The sequence below is a fragment of the Pseudomonas sp. P1_C12 genome (assembly GCF_056406435.1).
Genome location: NZ_JBFUAE010000003.1, coordinates 174,180 through 188,995, shown reverse-complemented (window position 1 = coordinate 188,995; position 14,816 = coordinate 174,180). Strand labels below are relative to the sequence as shown.

The following is a 14,816-nucleotide window of genomic DNA, read 5'->3' as shown; positions in this document are numbered from 1 at the left end:
CGCCCTCACTGACAAAACACCCCCCGAAAAACCACAACTTTCCCCCACCCATTGTCACCTCGCTCTACGCGCATCGGCTCATCCCCGCTATACTTCCCGGCTTTTCCTGAATAAATGCCAATAGGGTCCCGCCGCGCATGGATAAGACCTACCAGCCGCACGCCATTGAAACTTCCTGGTACAACACCTGGGAGTCAGAGAATTACTTCGCCCCGCAAGGCGCGGGCGAGTCCTACACCATCATGATCCCGCCGCCGAACGTCACCGGCAGCCTGCACATGGGTCACGGCTTCAACAACGCGATCATGGACGCCCTGATCCGTTTCCGCCGCATGCAGGGTCGCAACACCCTGTGGCAGCCGGGCACCGACCACGCCGGTATCGCCACGCAGATGCTGGTAGAGCGTCAGCTCGAAGCCAAGGGCCAGAGCCGCCATGACTTGGGCCGCGAGAAATTCCTCGAGAAAGTCTGGGAGTGGAAAGATGAGTCCGGTGGCAACATCAGCCGTCAGATCCGTCGCCTCGGCTCGTCGGTTGACTGGAGCCGCGAGCGCTTCACCATGGACGACGGACTCTCGGAAGCCGTTAAAGAAGCTTTCGTACGCCTGCACGAAGACGGCCTGATCTACCGCGGCAAGCGCCTGGTCAACTGGGACACCAAGCTGCACACGGCGATTTCCGACCTCGAAGTGGAGAACCACGACGAGAAAGGTTTCCTGTGGAACCTGAAATACCCGCTGGCCGACGGCGCCAAGACCGCTGAAGGCAACGATTTCCTGATCGTCGCGACCACTCGCCCGGAAACCATGCTCGGCGACTCCGCCGTGGCCGTTAACCCGAACGATGAACGCTACAAAGCCCTGATCGGCAAATTTGTCGAGCTGCCACTGGTTGGCCGCCGTATCCCGATCATCGCCGACGATTACTGCGACCCTGAATTCGGCACCGGCTGCGTGAAAATCACCCCGGCCCACGACTTCAACGACTACGAAGTCGGCAAGCGTCACAACCTGCCGCTGCTGAACATCTTCGACAAGAACGCAGCGGTCCTGCCGGCCTGCCAAGTGTTCAACCTTGACGGCACGCTGAACGAAACCATCGACGGCAAGATCCCGGCCGAATATGCCGGTCTCGACCGCTTCGAAGCGCGCAAGCAGATCGTCGCCGCGTTTGACGCTGCCGGTCTGCTGGTCAGCGTTGACGATCACGCCCTGAAAGTGCCGAAAGGCGACCGCTCCGGCACCGTCATCGAGCCATGGCTGACCGACCAGTGGTACGTGTCCACCAAGCCTTTGGCCGAACCTGCGATTGCCGCCGTTGAAGACGGCCGTATCCAATTCGTGCCGAAACAGTACGAAAACATGTACTTCTCGTGGATGCGCGACATCCAGGACTGGTGCATCAGCCGCCAGCTGTGGTGGGGCCACCGGATTCCGGCCTGGTACGACGAGTCGGGCAAGGTCTACGTCGGTCGCGACGAAGCCGAAGTTCGGGCCAAGCACAACATCGGCCCGGACGTTGCTCTGCAGCAGGACAATGACGTTCTCGACACCTGGTTCAGCTCGGGCCTATGGACGTTCTCCACCCTCGGCTGGCCGGAAAAAACCGAATTCCTGAAGAAATTCCACTCCACCGACGTCCTGGTGACCGGCTTCGACATCATTTTCTTCTGGGTTGCCCGGATGATCATGCTCACCATGCATTTGGTGAAAAACGAAGACGGCACGCCGCAGGTACCGTTCAAGACGGTGTACGTTCACGGCCTGGTGCGTGACGGCCAAGGCCAGAAAATGTCCAAGTCAAAGGGCAACGTCCTTGACCCGCTGGACATCATCGACGGCATCGAGCTGGAAGAACTGGTGCAGAAACGCACCTCCGGCATGATGCAGCCGAAACTGGCGAAGAAGATCGAGAAGCAGACCCGCGACGAGTTCGCCGAAGGCATCGCCAGCTACGGCACCGACGCCCTGCGCTTCACCTTCTGCTCGCTGGCGTCCACCGGTCGTGACATCAAGTTCGACATGGGTCGCGTCGAAGGCTATCGCAACTTCTGCAACAAGATCTGGAACGCGGCGCGCTACGTGCTGGACAAGGGCGAAGACTGCGGCCAGAACGGCGAAGCCTTTGAGCTGTCCCTGGCTGACCGCTGGATCATTTCGCAGCTGCAACGCACCGAAGCCGAAGTGACCCGCCAGCTTGACCAGTTCCGTTTCGACCTGGCCGCGCAAGCCTTGTACGAGTTCATCTGGAACCAGTATTGCGACTGGTACCTGGAACTGTCCAAACCTGTACTGTGGGACGAAAACGCACCGGTCGAACGCCAGCGCGGCACCCGTCGCACCCTGGTTCGCGTACTGGAAGTCGCCCTGCGCCTGGCGCACCCGTTCATGCCGTTCATCACCGAAGAAATCTGGCAGCGCATCGCGCCGCTGGCGGGCATCGATGGCAAGACGATCATGCTGCAACCTTGGCCGGTGGCCAACGAAACACGCATCGATCAGGCCGCCGAAGATGACATCGAATGGCTCAAGGGCCTGATGCTCGGCACTCGCAACATCCGTGGCGAAATGAACATCGGCCCGGGCAAACCGCTGCCGCTGTTCCTGAAGAACGTCAGCGCCGAGGATCAGCGTCGCCTGACCGAGAACGAAGCCCTGCTGAAGAAGCTGGCCCGCCTCGAATCGATCACCGTGCTGGCTGCTGGCGAAGAAGCACCGCTGTCCGCTACCGCTCTGGTCGGCGAGATGGAAGTGCTGGTGCCAATGGCCGGCTTGATCGACAAAGGTGCGGAACTGGCGCGTCTGGACAAGGAAATCCAGCGTCTGCAAGGTGAAGTGCAACGTGTCGGCGGCAAGCTGTCCAACGCCGGTTTCGTTGACAAGGCGCCAGCCGAAGTCATCGAGAAAGAACGCGCCAAACTGGCCGAGGCCGAACAGGCCCTGGGCAAACTGGCCGAGCAGCATGCGCGGATTGCCAGTTTGTAACGGCAAGTCGCGATGAAAGAGGGAGGCCCGGGTGGCCTCCCTTTTTTATCCAAAAACACAACAAATCCCCTGTAGGAGCTGCCGCAGGCTGCGATCTTTTGACTTTGCTTAAAAACAAGATCAAAAGATCGCAGCCTGCGGCAGCTCCTACGGGTTCGGCGCATTCGCCATCAATGTGGGACAATGCCCGCCACTTTCAGCCATACCCGAATCGACCACACCCATGACCGCCCCCCGCCCCCCCAAGCCTGCGCGCAAAAAGCCTGCTCCGAAGACTCCGGCCACGGCCGTCTCCCCGAAGGAAAAGGCCAGCCTGCATCCGCGCAATCGCCATCAGGGTCGCTACGACTTTCCGGCGCTGATCAAAAGCGCCCCGGAACTGAAGAAATTCGTGATCGTCAATCCGTACGGCAAGGAAAGCATCGACTTCGCCAGCCCGGAAGCCGTGCGGGTGTTCAACCGCGCACTGCTCAAGTCGTTCTATGGCATCGCTCACTGGGACATTCCGGCCGACTACCTGTGCCCACCGGTGCCAGGCCGTGCCGATTACGTGCACTTCCTCGCCGACCTGCTGGCCAGCAGCAATGACGGTGTGATCCCCCGGGGCGCCGCCGTGAAGGTGCTGGACATCGGCATGGGCGCCAACTGCGTGTATCCGCTGATCGGTTACAGCGACTATCGCTGGCAGTTCCTTGGTTCCGATATCGATGCGACCGCCATTGCCGCGGCGAAGGCCATCATTCAAACCAATGGCCTGAACAAAGCGATCCAGGTACGCCAGCAGAGCAACCCCAAGCAGATCCTCACAGGCCTGCTGGAGAGCGCAGAGCGGTTCGACCTGACCATGTGCAACCCGCCATTCCACGCCTCGCTGGACGAGGCCACACGGGGCAGCACGCGCAAATGGCGCGCCCTGGGCAAGGCCGATCCGAAACGCAAGCTGCCGGTGTTGAACTTTGGCGGCCAGTCGGCCGAGTTGTGGTGCGAAGGCGGTGAAGTACGCTTCGTGACCCAACTGGTCAGCGAAAGCGTGCAAGTCGCTCAGCAGGTGCTGTGGTTCAGTACATTGGTATCAAAGGCGTCCAACCTGCCAGCGATCCAAACTGCCCTGAAAAAGGCCGGCGCCCTGGAAAGCCAGGTAGTGGAAATGTCCCAAGGGCAGAAGCAGAGCCGCTTCGTCGCCTGGACCTTCCAGAACAAAGCGCAGCAACAAACCTGGCGCCAGGCGCGATGGAGCAACGCTTCAGCGTAGTGAGCGCTTTATCGCGCCCACAAAAAAACCGTGCCCGGATCGCTCCGGCGCACGGTTTTTTTTAACAAGTCTTACTTGTTAACAGCGTCGGTCAGGCCTTTGGCCACAACCAGCTTGATCACTTTCTTGGCAGCGATTTCGATGGCAGCGCCAGTCGAAGGGTTACGGCCAGTACGGGCAGGGCGCTCAGTCACTTTCAGTTTGCCGATACCTGGCAGAGTGATTTCGCCGCCGTTTTCCAGCTGATCGGCAACGATTTGGCCCAGTTGGTCCAGAGCGTTACGCGCGGTGGTTTTCGGCGCGTCGATAGCTTCAGCGATGTCGGCGATCAGTTGGTCTTTAGTAAGAGCCATTTAGTGTTCCTTCCCTATCAAATTCATATGGATTGCAGAGTGCAATGTCAGCCATCGAGCCCGATCTTCTGGATCTGGCACCCTCGGCGAAATAACCTCGGGATCGGGGTTATAGATACCGAAATCAGGGTTTGGTTCGACCTGACAAAAGCTGACTGCAGGCTTAACGCAGTGACTTCGCGCAAGACCGGGCAAAACTAGCACACAGACGTGGAAATATCCGCCTCTAGCTACCCATTTGGTCAGCTTTATTGCGCTAAAACATGAAAAAAACCCATAAGCGCCGCCGGTCGCCCGCCAATTACCCTTCGCACCGCGCCAAAACCAGTGGTTGCGGTACACTGGGCGCTTTTTCGGGGGAGCACGCCCTCCTCTCTTCATTCAGCCGAGAAGCCCATGCCGATCCGTCATTGCATCGTCCACCTGATCGACAAAAAACCCGACGGCACACCTGCGGTTCTCCACGCCCGTGACTCTGAACTGGCTGAGTCCGCGGCCATCGAGAACATGCTCGCCGACCTCAATGAAAGCTATAACGCCAAACAGGGTAAAGCCTGGGGCCTGTTCCATCCGGAATCCGGCGCGTTCCCGTTCAGCGGCTGGCTGAAGGAGTACCTGGAGGGCGGCCAGGATTTCACCGCATTCAGCCGCGTGGCGGTCGAGCACCTGCAAAAACTGATGGAAGAGTCGAACCTGTCGGTCGGCGGCCACGTGCTGTTCGCGCACTATCAGCAAGGCATGACCGACTACCTGGCCATCGCCCTGCTGCACCACAGTGAAGGCGTGGCCGTGACCGACGAACTGGACGTGACCCCGTCCCGTCACCTGGACCTGGGTCAATTGCACCTGGCGGCGCGGATCAACGTTTCCGAGTGGCAGAACAACAAACAATCCAAGCAGTACATTTCGTTCATCAAAGGCAAGAACGGCAAAAAGGTTTCGGAGTATTTCCGCGACTTCATTGGTTGCCAGGAAGGCGTCGACGGTCCCGGTGAAACCCGCACCCTGCTCAAAGCCTTCAGTGATTTCGTCGAAAGCGAAGACCTGCCGGAAGACGACGCACGCGAGAAGACCAAGACCCTGGTGGATTACGCCAGCAGCCAGGCCAAACTCGGCGAACCGATGGGCCTGGAAGAGTTGTCGGGACTGATCGACGAGGAACGCCCGAAGGCCTTCTACGACCACATCCGCAACAAGGATTACGGCCTGTCGCCGGAAATCCCGGCTGACAAACGCACCCTGAACCAGTTCCGCCGTTTCACCGGCCGCGCCGAAGGCCTGTCGATCAGTTTCGAAGCCCACCTGCTGGGCTCGAAGATCGAGTACGACGAAGAAGCCGGCACGTTGATCATCAAGGGCCTGCCCACTTCGCTCACCGATCAGTTGAAGCGTCGCAACTGATGCTCGGCGGCGTGCTGAAAAAATTCCTGCTGATCCTGCTGGTGGTCGTGGCTTACCAGAACTGGGGCAAGATCGAGCGGGTGTTCAACCCTTCGCAAGTGGTACCTGCACAGACGCAGGCCCAGGCCAACGTCGTGCTCTACGCCACCGATTGGTGTGGTTACTGCAAGCTGACCCGGCGCTTTCTCGATCAGAAAGGCATTCCGTACAAGGAATTCGATATCGAGAAGGATGCCGTCGCGCGCGGGGACTATGCAGCCTTGGGTGGCGGCGGGATTCCGATCATCGATGTAAACGGAACCCTGATTCGCGGGTATGACCCGGATGCGATTCTGGCGGCACTGAAGTAAACCAAAGATCAAAAGATCGTCCGATCGCGGCCTGAGCCTTCGGCAGCTCCTACATGAGATTGGTGTAGGAGCTGCCGAAGGCTGCGATCTTTTCGTTTTTACTATCAACAGAAATGTCAGCTGGCTTCGATACGGAAACCAAACCGCGGGAAGTGCACATGCATCACACCGCCACGCTCGTCCTCGCGCTGTACAATCAGCTCTTCGCGGCCGGCAAACAACAACTCCCCCGCCACCGGATCAACGCCATAGTCCGTGGCTGCAATCACTACCTGCTGCCCCGCCTTGAATCCATTGGGATCGACGAACTGCTCATCCGGCAATGCCGCTGGCGTGGACGCGCGCGCCACTGCCAGAGCCTCCTCGGAGCTCATCTCGCTGGACGCACCATGACCGAAGCCCAAAACCCTCGCATGCCAGGCGGCAACCGCCGGATAAGCATCGACCAAGGGTGCCGTGACCGACGTCGCCTTGAGAAACCACAGTGAATGAGCCAGGGCGAAGTCGGCAATCGACGGTTCGCCAAACAGGTAATCGCCTTCTTCGCGCTGCAACTGTTGCTCCAGGCGAGACATGATCGTTGGCCACTGGTGTTTGGCCTGCTCGGCGGACAACCTGGTCGCGCTGCCACCACTGAACAAACCGGCGCGGTCGGCGATAAACGCCTTGATCGCTTCCGGCGACAAATTGCCAAAGCGCACCGCTATCGATTCCGGCTGGAACACCAGGCTGACCGCATGCTGGAACACCACTGAGTCGGCCCAGGCTGCAAATGACGCGGTGATCATTTCTTGACCCTCAGGGAAGAACGCCGGCAAGGCTTTTTCCTGTTCCAGTCGCCGGGCAATCAATGCCGTGTCGCAATAGATATCTGCACCGACCTGCAACACCGGTGTCTTGCGGTATCCACCGGTCAGCGCCGTGAGATCCGGTTTGGGCATCACTGACGAGATCTTCACCGAGCGCCAGGACAAGCCCTTGAAGCCCAGCAGCAGGCGGGCCTTCTCGGCAAAAGGGGACGTCGGGTAATGATGCAGAATCAACTCGGACATGCTCGGCTCCGCCGCAAGGATCAGGAACCAGCAGCTTAGCGCGCAATCAGCTGGCAGCCTACAGATCTGCCTGATGGGAACTGATCAGTCAGAGTGATAAGCCAGAGGTGGCGCTCGCTGCGTTCGCCACCAGGCATTCCTTGGCGCTTTTCTTGAGTTTTTTGATCAGCCGTTCCTGACGCAACGCATCGCTTTTGTCGCGACAACGTTCGGTGTAGACCAGGGCCATGGCCGGGCTGGAGAGAAAGAATCGTGCGCCCTTGCCGCTTTGATGCTTGGCGAAGCGACGCACGGGATCATCGCTGATCCCACAATAAAGCGAACCGTTGGCCGCGCGAACGAGGTAGACGAACCAGGTTTTGCTCGCGCAGGTGTCGGCGTCGACAGGGCTTTCGCTGAGGGTGGTCACGTAACGATCCGGGCTTGAGGGAAAACAGGCCGCGATTTTATCAGCGACTGGCCTGGAATGCCTTCAGCCCCTTCAATGCCTGGGCGCGAACGGCGTTGCGCACCAGTGGCGTCCAACCCAGCAACAGACCTTTGAAACCCAGCGCCTGACGCGACCAGGCCCACAGATCAAAACGGTCATGATGCTCGCAGATCTTGCCATCACGAAAGACGAAACGCGCCTGGATATCGTTGACCACGGTGTTGCCGGTCTGGCTGAACAGATAGGTCGCGACCCAATGGGCACCACCGGTGCGCTCATCGGCGTGAACATGATCGAAGGTCAGGGAAAAATCCTTGGCCCGAGTGGTCAGCATGCGCCACATGTCACCGGCATCGCGACCGCGAAGCTCACCGAACGCCGGGTCGCTGAACACCACATCATCGGTGTAGCAGGCAGCCATGGCTTCGGCATCCAGGCGCTGGAAAGCCTGGTAGAAACGGGTGATCAAAACGCTATGGGCTTCACTCATTTGCGGATTCCCCAGGATTTGCATAATGGCTTCGAAAGATTGCCTGCACGATAGTCTGCAAATGCATCGAACACTATCGGCATTCATGACGAAAATAACGCGATGATTATTCCTGTCATTTCAGTACGACATTCCGTTGTCCCGGGCGTAGGAAAAAAGATCAACATCCGTGGAAATACCCAGCCGGTGCATGGCCATGTTCTTTTGTTTACTGATGGTCGACACGCTGCGATTGAAATGAATGGCGATTTCGCTGACGGTCATGCCACTGGCGAGCATTCGAACCACTTCGTGCTCCTTGGCTGACAGTGGCGATTCGTGCAGCTGATTGCGGGTGTTGGCCAGCAGTGTGCGCAGGGACTCGCTGAGGTAGCGGCGCCCTGCCTGCACCGCATTGATTGCCAGGGGCAACTCAGTCGCCGATGCGGTTTTGGCGACGACGGCCATCACCCCTTGAGCCAACGCAGCCCTTGCTGTCGCCACACTGGTAAACATCGTCACCAGAATGATCGGCAAGGCCGGGTAACGGCGTTGAATCGTACTCAACATTTTCAAGCCATCGGCCTGCTGCCCCCCCGGCATGGAGAAATCCGTGATCAGCAGGTCGCAGGGCGTGCTTGAAAGCAGATTCATCAGGCTGTCGACACTGTCGGCCTCACCGACGATCACACATCGTCGACTGGCGTTGATGAGTATGCGCAGCCCGACACGAACGACGGAATGGTCGTCAGCAATAACGACTCGCATTGTGGGATACCTCCTGCTTGTGGCGCGAAGGCGCGGAAAATAGCGCCGTTCTTACCCATTCCACAACGCCCCGAAAAAACCTCTAACGTCGCCCCCTCAATGTATTCAATGAGCTGACTCTTTGCCCATCTAACAAACAGATGGTTCCTACATTGCAGCGCGCTGAAGACTACGCATGAGGATTACAACCAAAGGATTCCTCGTTAGAAAACGTTACGTAGTCCGCAACACCCTTTCATACATACCCCCCTCTCTTTTCGTACTAGTTGCATTCCTCCCGCTCCGCCTGCTCGATAAATTGTCGCCTGCCAAGCAGTCCGGCCGTAGCCGTAAAGAACTGCGCTCACTCTCTGCCTGACTATCGAATACGTGAACAAGACGCCAATGACCCTGCGCGCTGCATTCTTACTCACGCAATCCCTGCGCTACCTGTATCGCGAGCCATGCCAACGGTCTTTTATCCGGGAATTTCAATGAGAGACATCAAGACAATATTGTTGAAGCAAGTGCGCCGTTTGACCCATACGGGTATCGGTGCCTGCGCTCTGTTATGGACCGCACAGGTCCACGCCGACGGCATGGTGCCCGATACTTCAGTGGTCATCGTCAATGAAGCCAACGGGGAAACCGCTGTCTCTGTAACCAATACCGATAGCAGCCTGGCGCTGCTGCACGTCACCCTCGAAGACATTCCCGAAGACACCGAGCCTTTGGTGTTCGTGACGCCCCCCTTGGCACGCGTTGAAGCCTCCAGGACGCAGTTGGTGCGCTTCATCCTGCAATCAGAAAAGCCCCTGCTCACCCAGCGTTTGAAGCGGGTGATTTTTGAAGGCATCCCACAAGGCAAATCTGCTCCCGAAGCCGGGCATGCCCGTGTCGGCGTGACGGTGCGCCAGAACCTTCCGGTCATCCTTCACCCCGCAGGCCTGGCGCCCAACCGCACACCATGGACCAACCTGAAATGGTCGCTGCAGGATGGTCATCTGACCGTACGCAACGAAACACCTTATGTCGTACGTCTGGCTCAGGAAGTGCAACTGTTGCCTTCCGGGAGCGGTGCAATGCTACCGCGAACCTACGTACTGCCTGGAGACCACATCAGCGTTCCGGTCCCCGTAAAGGCTGCCACCCAGGTTCGAATTCATCCCGCGACCGTCTATGGCTTTGCCGTGCCTCCCTATGACGCGCTGCTCGCCCCCTGAAACTGACACCACCGATAGCGCCGTTCAGGGAATAGCTGGCGCCAATACTTCAAGGTGACGGCCTGTTTTTCCGTCGCTACATGCAGGTCTGAAGCCGTAGCGGAATAGGCCAGCACACAGGCAAACCCCAAGTGAACCTCATGAACACCGTATTGAAATACCGTGATGGCGAAGCCATGCCTGCGATTCGGGCGATCCGCAAACTCCCTCATCTGTCGCGACTTCGTACCGGCATGGTGTTGCTGCTAAGCAATGTAGTGATGGGGACCGACGCCTACGCCGAAGATCTCAATGACGCTTCGTTGCAGACTTCGTTCGACCAGAAGATGCTGACACAACGCGGTATCGACCCAGGCCTTGCAACCCTGCTGCTGGCCGCTCCGAACTTCACCGCCGGCCGACATCCGATCACCCTCATAGTCAATGGTATGCGCCGTGGCCGGGTGGACGTCACGTTCAACCGCGAAGGCGACTTGTGCTTTGACCGTGCCCTGCTCGATGCGGCAAACCTGACTGTGCCCCCCACCCCGGCCAACGACAAAGGCTGTTTCGATGTCCTCGCCACCTGGTCGCAAACCCGAATCGAACAAGACCCGGCCAACCTCGGCCTGTCATTGATCGTGCCCACCCAGGCGATACGTCCGGCGGTCCGGGATATCTCGGGTTATCAAACCGGCGGTATCGCCGGGTTGTTCAATTACGACGTCAACAGCCTCCACAACCAATATGGCAATCAATCGAACCGTTACCTCTCGGCCAATACCGAAGTCGGGTTCAATGCCGGCGACTGGATTGTGCGCAGTCGTCAGGTGCAGACCTGGCAGAACGATGTGTCCAGCACCACTCACCTGGCGGCCTATGCCCAGCGCACCTTTGCCAGCCATGAGACGGTGCTTCAAATGGGTCAGGTCAATCTCTACAACCCGGTACTGGCTGGCGCGCAGATCACTGGCGTCCAGGTGATGACCGAGCAGGCGCTTCAGGTCGAAGGCCAAAGCAATCCCGTCGAAGGGATTGCTCGCAGCCAGGCTCAGGTCGAAATTCGCCAGAACGGTTCGCTGATCCACTCGACAGTGGTGCCGGCCGGGCCGTTTTCCCTGAGTAACGTGCGTCGGCTCGACAGTCGCTCCGATGTTGAAGTCACCGTCAAGGAAGCGGATGGCAGCGAGCAACGCTTCACGGTCCCCGTCGCCATGCTCGGCGTTGGCCTGCCGGCTCCCGGCTTTTCGTTGGCCGCAGGCCAGGTACGCAGTCTCGGCGCGGCACAGAGCGGCGACCCATGGGTGATCAGCGGCGGCTGGAGCGGAGCACTCAACCCGTATGCCCTGCTCAGCGCCGGCGCCACGGGGACCGCCGACTATCGTGCAGCGGGCGCAGGTCTTGGCCTGCTGACGGGGCCCGGCACACAGATCCAGACCACCCTGCAAGCGGCCGACACCAGCACCCGCCAAGCCGACAGAGGGCTACAGGCCGACCTGAATATTTCGCAACGCCTGGGTGAGCAGTGGTCGATCAATGCCGGAACTTCGCACCGGACCTTCGGCTATCGCGAACTGTCCGAGGCCGTGTTCGACACCCAGTCGGAACGTAGCCAGTCGCGTTACCGTGATCGGCAAAGCCTGTCGCTGGCCTGGTCATACCCAGGACTTGGCGCGTTCAGCAGCGGCTTCAATCGTTCAACGACATTCGACGGACAGAACAGCAGCCGCGCGCTGGCGTCCTGGGGCACCCAGATCGGCGGCGTGTCGGTGTCAGCCACGGCACAATGGCAAGTCAATGGCACCCAACGCAGTGACGACAGCGTTTACCTGAGTTTCAGTATTCCGCTGGGTGAAAATCGTCGGGCGCGCACTTGGGTACGCAGTTCCGCTGGCGAATACCGCAGCGGTGTCGGCTTGAACGAACAGGTCAACGACCAGTTGAGTTACCGGGTCGGTGTTGAGCACGACACACGAGACAAACAAGTGCAGTCCTCGGCGGGGGTTTCCCTGCTGCCGCGCTACAGCCAATTGGATTTGAGCTACACCCGCTCCGATGCCGAACACTCCAGCTACCAGGTTGGCGCGCGTGGCGGCGCCGTGTTGCACGGCGACGGTTTGACGTTATCGCCGTATCCCGTGCGTGACACTTTCGCGCTGCTTTCGGTAGGCGATACGAGCGCCATCAAAGTCTCGACCCCCAGTGGTCCGGTATGGACCGATTGGCAAGGTCACGCCGTGGTTCCTCAAGTGAGCGCCTACGGTCGCAGCCCGGTAGAAGTCGACACCCGCTCGCTGCCACGCAACCTCGACATCAACAACGGACTGGCCATGGTTTGGGCCGGGCGCGGAGCCGTCGACAAGGTTGAATTCGGTGTCACGTTGACCCGCCGTGCCTTGCTCAAAGTCACCACCGACAACGGTGCCCCCCTGCCCCGTGGCGCGACGGTCAGCACTGCAAACGGCGAGTTCGTCACGCTCGCTCAAGAAGGGGGATTGGTGTTTCTGCCCAACGCCCTGGACACCCCTGACCTGTGGATAACCGCACCGGGGCTGGAGCGCTGCGAACTGCGTTTCGAACTGCCGACCAAGGCCAACACCCAGGTGTATTACGAGACCGCCGCCGCCCAGTGCCGGACTCTTTAAGGATGATCCTATGAAGCTGTCCCACCCTTTGCTGTTAACACTCGGCACCTTGATGTTGAGCGGACTTGCGCCACAGGCCTGGGCGCTCACCGATGAATGCCAGCTCGCCCTGAGTCAGCCGGTACTCGATTACGGTTTGACGAATAGGGCTATACGCGCCAATGGCTCCGCAGAGCGAACCCTGGGCGAGCGCCGCCTGAGTCTGAACCTGAGCTGCCCACAACCCACCGACATGACTCTGTTCTACCGCGCCATGGCCGCGACCGCCGAACGCTTTCGCTTTGCCGAACACGGCACCTATGCCGTGCGCATGAGTGACGCGGTACTCGATGGGCAACCGGTGGACCTGGGCCTGATTTCCGCCGTCGGCCAGGTACCCGAAGCCGCCGCTTCGAGTCTGCTTTGGCGACCGCAGCAAGCGATCGTTCCGGTTCGGGGCGGTGTGGCTGTGCAGGGGCAAAGTCTGTCGGCGCAACTGGAACTGACAGCCTGGGCGCAGGAAAAAGCGTTGCAGGTGCGTGACGCCGTTGTCTGGGAAACCACCGGTCTGTTCGATGCGGTCGCTACGGGCCGCTCAAGGGAGATAACCCAGCGCGCCAGTTTTGCGCCCGCCGCGTGCAACGTGGAACTGTCCAATGGCGGCCTGGTGGATTTCGGTCGGTTATCGAAAAACGACCTGAACCCTGACAGGAACACCCGATTGCCACCCAAGGAATTAACCCTGCGGGTTGGCTGCGACGCCCCGGCACAATTTGCCCTGGTCATGCATGACAACCGCTCAGGCACGGCGACGGTCAACAGCGAGATTTACTACGGGCTGGGACTGGATAACCGCAGCAACAAGATCGGCCTGTACTCACTGAATGTCGATCCCGCCAACGCCAGCGCCGACAGCTTTGCTCGCGTGTATCGAACCGACTCCACCACCCAGGGCGTGGCCTGGAGCACCTCCAGTTCGAACCCCATACCGATCGCCCGGAAAAGCTACCTGGGCTTTACCGACAGCGCCGCCAGCACCGCAGGGCCCGCCTCGATCCAGAACCTCACAACCACGGTGACGGTCGATGCCGTCATTGCTCCCACAGCGAGTCTGGACCTGAGCACCGCCGTTCACCTCGACGGCTCAGCGACGATCGAAATGCTTTACCCGTAACACTCACCCTGCCTTGTTGAAGCCCAGGTGCAATCACGCGCTCTGGGCCATTCAAGGTCAACAACAGTAGTAAGGAAGTTTCATCCATGAAAAAGTACTTCGCAGCACTCACCACAACAGCACTGATCAGTGCCGCGCCTTTTGCGCTCGCAGCGTCGAGCACTGACCTGACGGTTACAGGCATTATCACACCTGTCGCTTGCACGCCGACCTTCTCCGGCGGCGGTGTCATTGATATTGGCAAGATCTCGTCAGGGGACCTTAATTTGGACAAGAACACCCTGGTTGGGACACATCCAATTCAACTGGTCGTAACCTGTGATGCTTCAGCCAAGTTCGCACTGAATCCAATTGACAATAAAGACGGCACATCTTCGGGTGATTGGTTTGGCCTTGGTCTGACCCCTGACAACGAAAAGTTGGGCTTCTTTTTCCCCAAAGTCATGCAAGTCAAAGACGGGGCAACTTCGCTGGATGCAATCAAATCAGACGACGGCGGATCAACCTGGGTGAAAGCAACCGATGCTCAAGCGGGATATCTCTTGTCCGTTGCCACTACTGGCGGCACCGCACCGATTGCAGCTGAAGTTGTCACCTTTGATTTTGAGGTCGAGACCTACATCGCCCGCGCCGACTCACTGACCCTGACCGAAGAAGTCACCATTGATGGCTCCGCGACGTTCGAAGTGAAATACCTCTAAGGACCAAGGCGCTGAACCGTTCGCTGCCTGAAGGAACGGGCGGTTCAGCACCTATACCTTCTTCTCAAAAAGGAATT

Annotated in this window: 13 protein-coding genes; 8 read left to right on the top strand and 5 right to left on the bottom strand. The window is 59.1% G+C overall.

The annotated features are described in order from the left end of the window. The first annotated feature begins 137 nt into the window (after positions 1–137). Complete coding sequence (locus AC1D19_RS06250; RefSeq protein ID WP_477762696.1) at positions 138–2,984, top strand: valine--tRNA ligase; 2,847 nt, start codon at positions 138–140, stop codon at positions 2,982–2,984. Positions 2,985–3,207: 223 nt separating this feature from the next. Beyond that, positions 3,208–4,236, top strand: a complete 1,029-nt coding sequence (gene rlmF, locus AC1D19_RS06245; protein WP_477762695.1) for a 23S rRNA (adenine(1618)-N(6))-methyltransferase RlmF — start codon at positions 3,208–3,210, stop codon at positions 4,234–4,236. Positions 4,237–4,307: 71 nt separating this feature from the next. Here rlmF and AC1D19_RS06240 read toward each other — a convergent pair whose 3' ends face one another. Beyond that, positions 4,308–4,589, bottom strand: coding sequence for an HU family DNA-binding protein (locus AC1D19_RS06240; protein WP_007905514.1), 282 nt, complete (start codon positions 4,587–4,589; stop codon positions 4,308–4,310). A gap of 396 nt (positions 4,590–4,985) precedes the next feature. Here AC1D19_RS06240 and yejK point away from each other — a divergent pair, with 396 nt between their 5' ends. Then, on the top strand, positions 4,986–5,990 hold the full coding sequence (yejK, locus tag AC1D19_RS06235) for a nucleoid-associated protein YejK (RefSeq protein ID WP_008018580.1): 1,005 nt from the start codon (positions 4,986–4,988) through the stop codon (positions 5,988–5,990). Beyond that, positions 5,990–6,340, top strand: coding sequence for a glutaredoxin family protein (locus AC1D19_RS06230; RefSeq protein WP_477754501.1), 351 nt, complete (start codon positions 5,990–5,992; stop codon positions 6,338–6,340). Before yejK ends, AC1D19_RS06230 begins: the two co-directional genes overlap by 1 nt. A gap of 116 nt (positions 6,341–6,456) precedes the next feature. Here AC1D19_RS06230 and AC1D19_RS06225 read toward each other — a convergent pair whose 3' ends face one another. From AC1D19_RS06225 to AC1D19_RS06210, 4 genes are all read right to left on the bottom strand, one after another. Further along, complete coding sequence (locus AC1D19_RS06225; RefSeq protein ID WP_477762694.1) at positions 6,457–7,392, bottom strand: glutathione S-transferase family protein; 936 nt, start codon at positions 7,390–7,392, stop codon at positions 6,457–6,459. An 88-nt stretch (positions 7,393–7,480) separates the two neighbouring features. After that, on the bottom strand, positions 7,481–7,801 hold the full coding sequence (locus AC1D19_RS06220) for a GIY-YIG nuclease family protein (protein ID WP_477762693.1): 321 nt from the start codon (positions 7,799–7,801) through the stop codon (positions 7,481–7,483). A gap of 40 nt (positions 7,802–7,841) precedes the next feature. Beyond that, the gene (locus AC1D19_RS06215; RefSeq protein ID WP_477762692.1) at positions 7,842–8,312 is read right to left on the bottom strand and encodes a nuclear transport factor 2 family protein; all 471 of its coding nucleotides are present in this window, start codon (positions 8,310–8,312) and stop codon (positions 7,842–7,844) included. 120 nt (positions 8,313–8,432) lie between these two features. After that, positions 8,433–9,059 (bottom strand): response regulator, encoded by a 627-nt coding sequence (locus tag AC1D19_RS06210; RefSeq protein WP_477762691.1) that lies wholly within the window; start codon positions 9,057–9,059, stop codon positions 8,433–8,435. 473 nt (positions 9,060–9,532) lie between these two features. Here AC1D19_RS06210 and AC1D19_RS06205 point away from each other — a divergent pair, with 473 nt between their 5' ends. The 4 genes from AC1D19_RS06205 (at position 9,533) to AC1D19_RS06190 (ending at position 14,739) form a co-directional block, all read left to right on the top strand. Next, positions 9,533–10,261 carry a fimbria/pilus chaperone family protein gene (locus AC1D19_RS06205; RefSeq protein WP_477762690.1) on the top strand — a complete coding sequence of 243 codons (729 nt, stop codon included), beginning with the start codon at positions 9,533–9,535 and terminating at the stop codon, positions 10,259–10,261. A 140-nt stretch (positions 10,262–10,401) separates the two neighbouring features. Then, positions 10,402–12,885, top strand: coding sequence for a fimbria/pilus outer membrane usher protein (locus tag AC1D19_RS06200; RefSeq protein ID WP_477762689.1), 2,484 nt, complete (start codon positions 10,402–10,404; stop codon positions 12,883–12,885). 10 nt (positions 12,886–12,895) lie between these two features. Then, a complete protein-coding gene (locus tag AC1D19_RS06195; protein ID WP_477762688.1) occupies positions 12,896–14,038 on the top strand; it encodes a DUF1120 domain-containing protein in 1,143 nt (380 codons plus the stop codon). 86 nt (positions 14,039–14,124) lie between these two features. Next, entirely contained in the window at positions 14,125–14,739 is a 615-nt protein-coding gene (locus AC1D19_RS06190) for a DUF1120 domain-containing protein (protein WP_477762687.1), read from the top strand. Positions 14,740–14,816 lie beyond the last annotated feature (77 nt).

Excerpts from the sequence above, each read along its gene's own strand:
- AC1D19_RS06205 (WP_477762690.1), top strand. The coding sequence starts at position 9,533 with ATGAGAGACATCAAGACAATATTGTTGAAGCAAGTGCGCCGTTTGACC.
- AC1D19_RS06230 (WP_477754501.1), top strand. The coding sequence starts at position 5,990 with ATGCTCGGCGGCGTGCTGAAAAAATTCCTGCTGATCCTGCTGGTGGTC.
- AC1D19_RS06190 (WP_477762687.1), top strand. The coding sequence starts at position 14,125 with ATGAAAAAGTACTTCGCAGCACTCACCACAACAGCACTGATCAGTGCC.
- yejK (WP_008018580.1), top strand. The coding sequence starts at position 4,986 with ATGCCGATCCGTCATTGCATCGTCCACCTGATCGACAAAAAACCCGAC.
- AC1D19_RS06200 (WP_477762689.1), top strand. The coding sequence starts at position 10,402 with ATGAACACCGTATTGAAATACCGTGATGGCGAAGCCATGCCTGCGATT.
- AC1D19_RS06225 (WP_477762694.1), bottom strand. The coding sequence starts at position 7,392 with ATGTCCGAGTTGATTCTGCATCATTACCCGACGTCCCCTTTTGCCGAG.
- AC1D19_RS06250 (WP_477762696.1), top strand. The coding sequence starts at position 138 with ATGGATAAGACCTACCAGCCGCACGCCATTGAAACTTCCTGGTACAAC.
- AC1D19_RS06195 (WP_477762688.1), top strand. The coding sequence starts at position 12,896 with ATGAAGCTGTCCCACCCTTTGCTGTTAACACTCGGCACCTTGATGTTG.
- rlmF (WP_477762695.1), top strand. The coding sequence starts at position 3,208 with ATGACCGCCCCCCGCCCCCCCAAGCCTGCGCGCAAAAAGCCTGCTCCG.
- AC1D19_RS06240 (WP_007905514.1), bottom strand. The coding sequence starts at position 4,589 with ATGGCTCTTACTAAAGACCAACTGATCGCCGACATCGCTGAAGCTATC.
- AC1D19_RS06215 (WP_477762692.1), bottom strand. The coding sequence starts at position 8,312 with ATGAGTGAAGCCCATAGCGTTTTGATCACCCGTTTCTACCAGGCTTTC.
- AC1D19_RS06210 (WP_477762691.1), bottom strand. The coding sequence starts at position 9,059 with ATGCGAGTCGTTATTGCTGACGACCATTCCGTCGTTCGTGTCGGGCTG.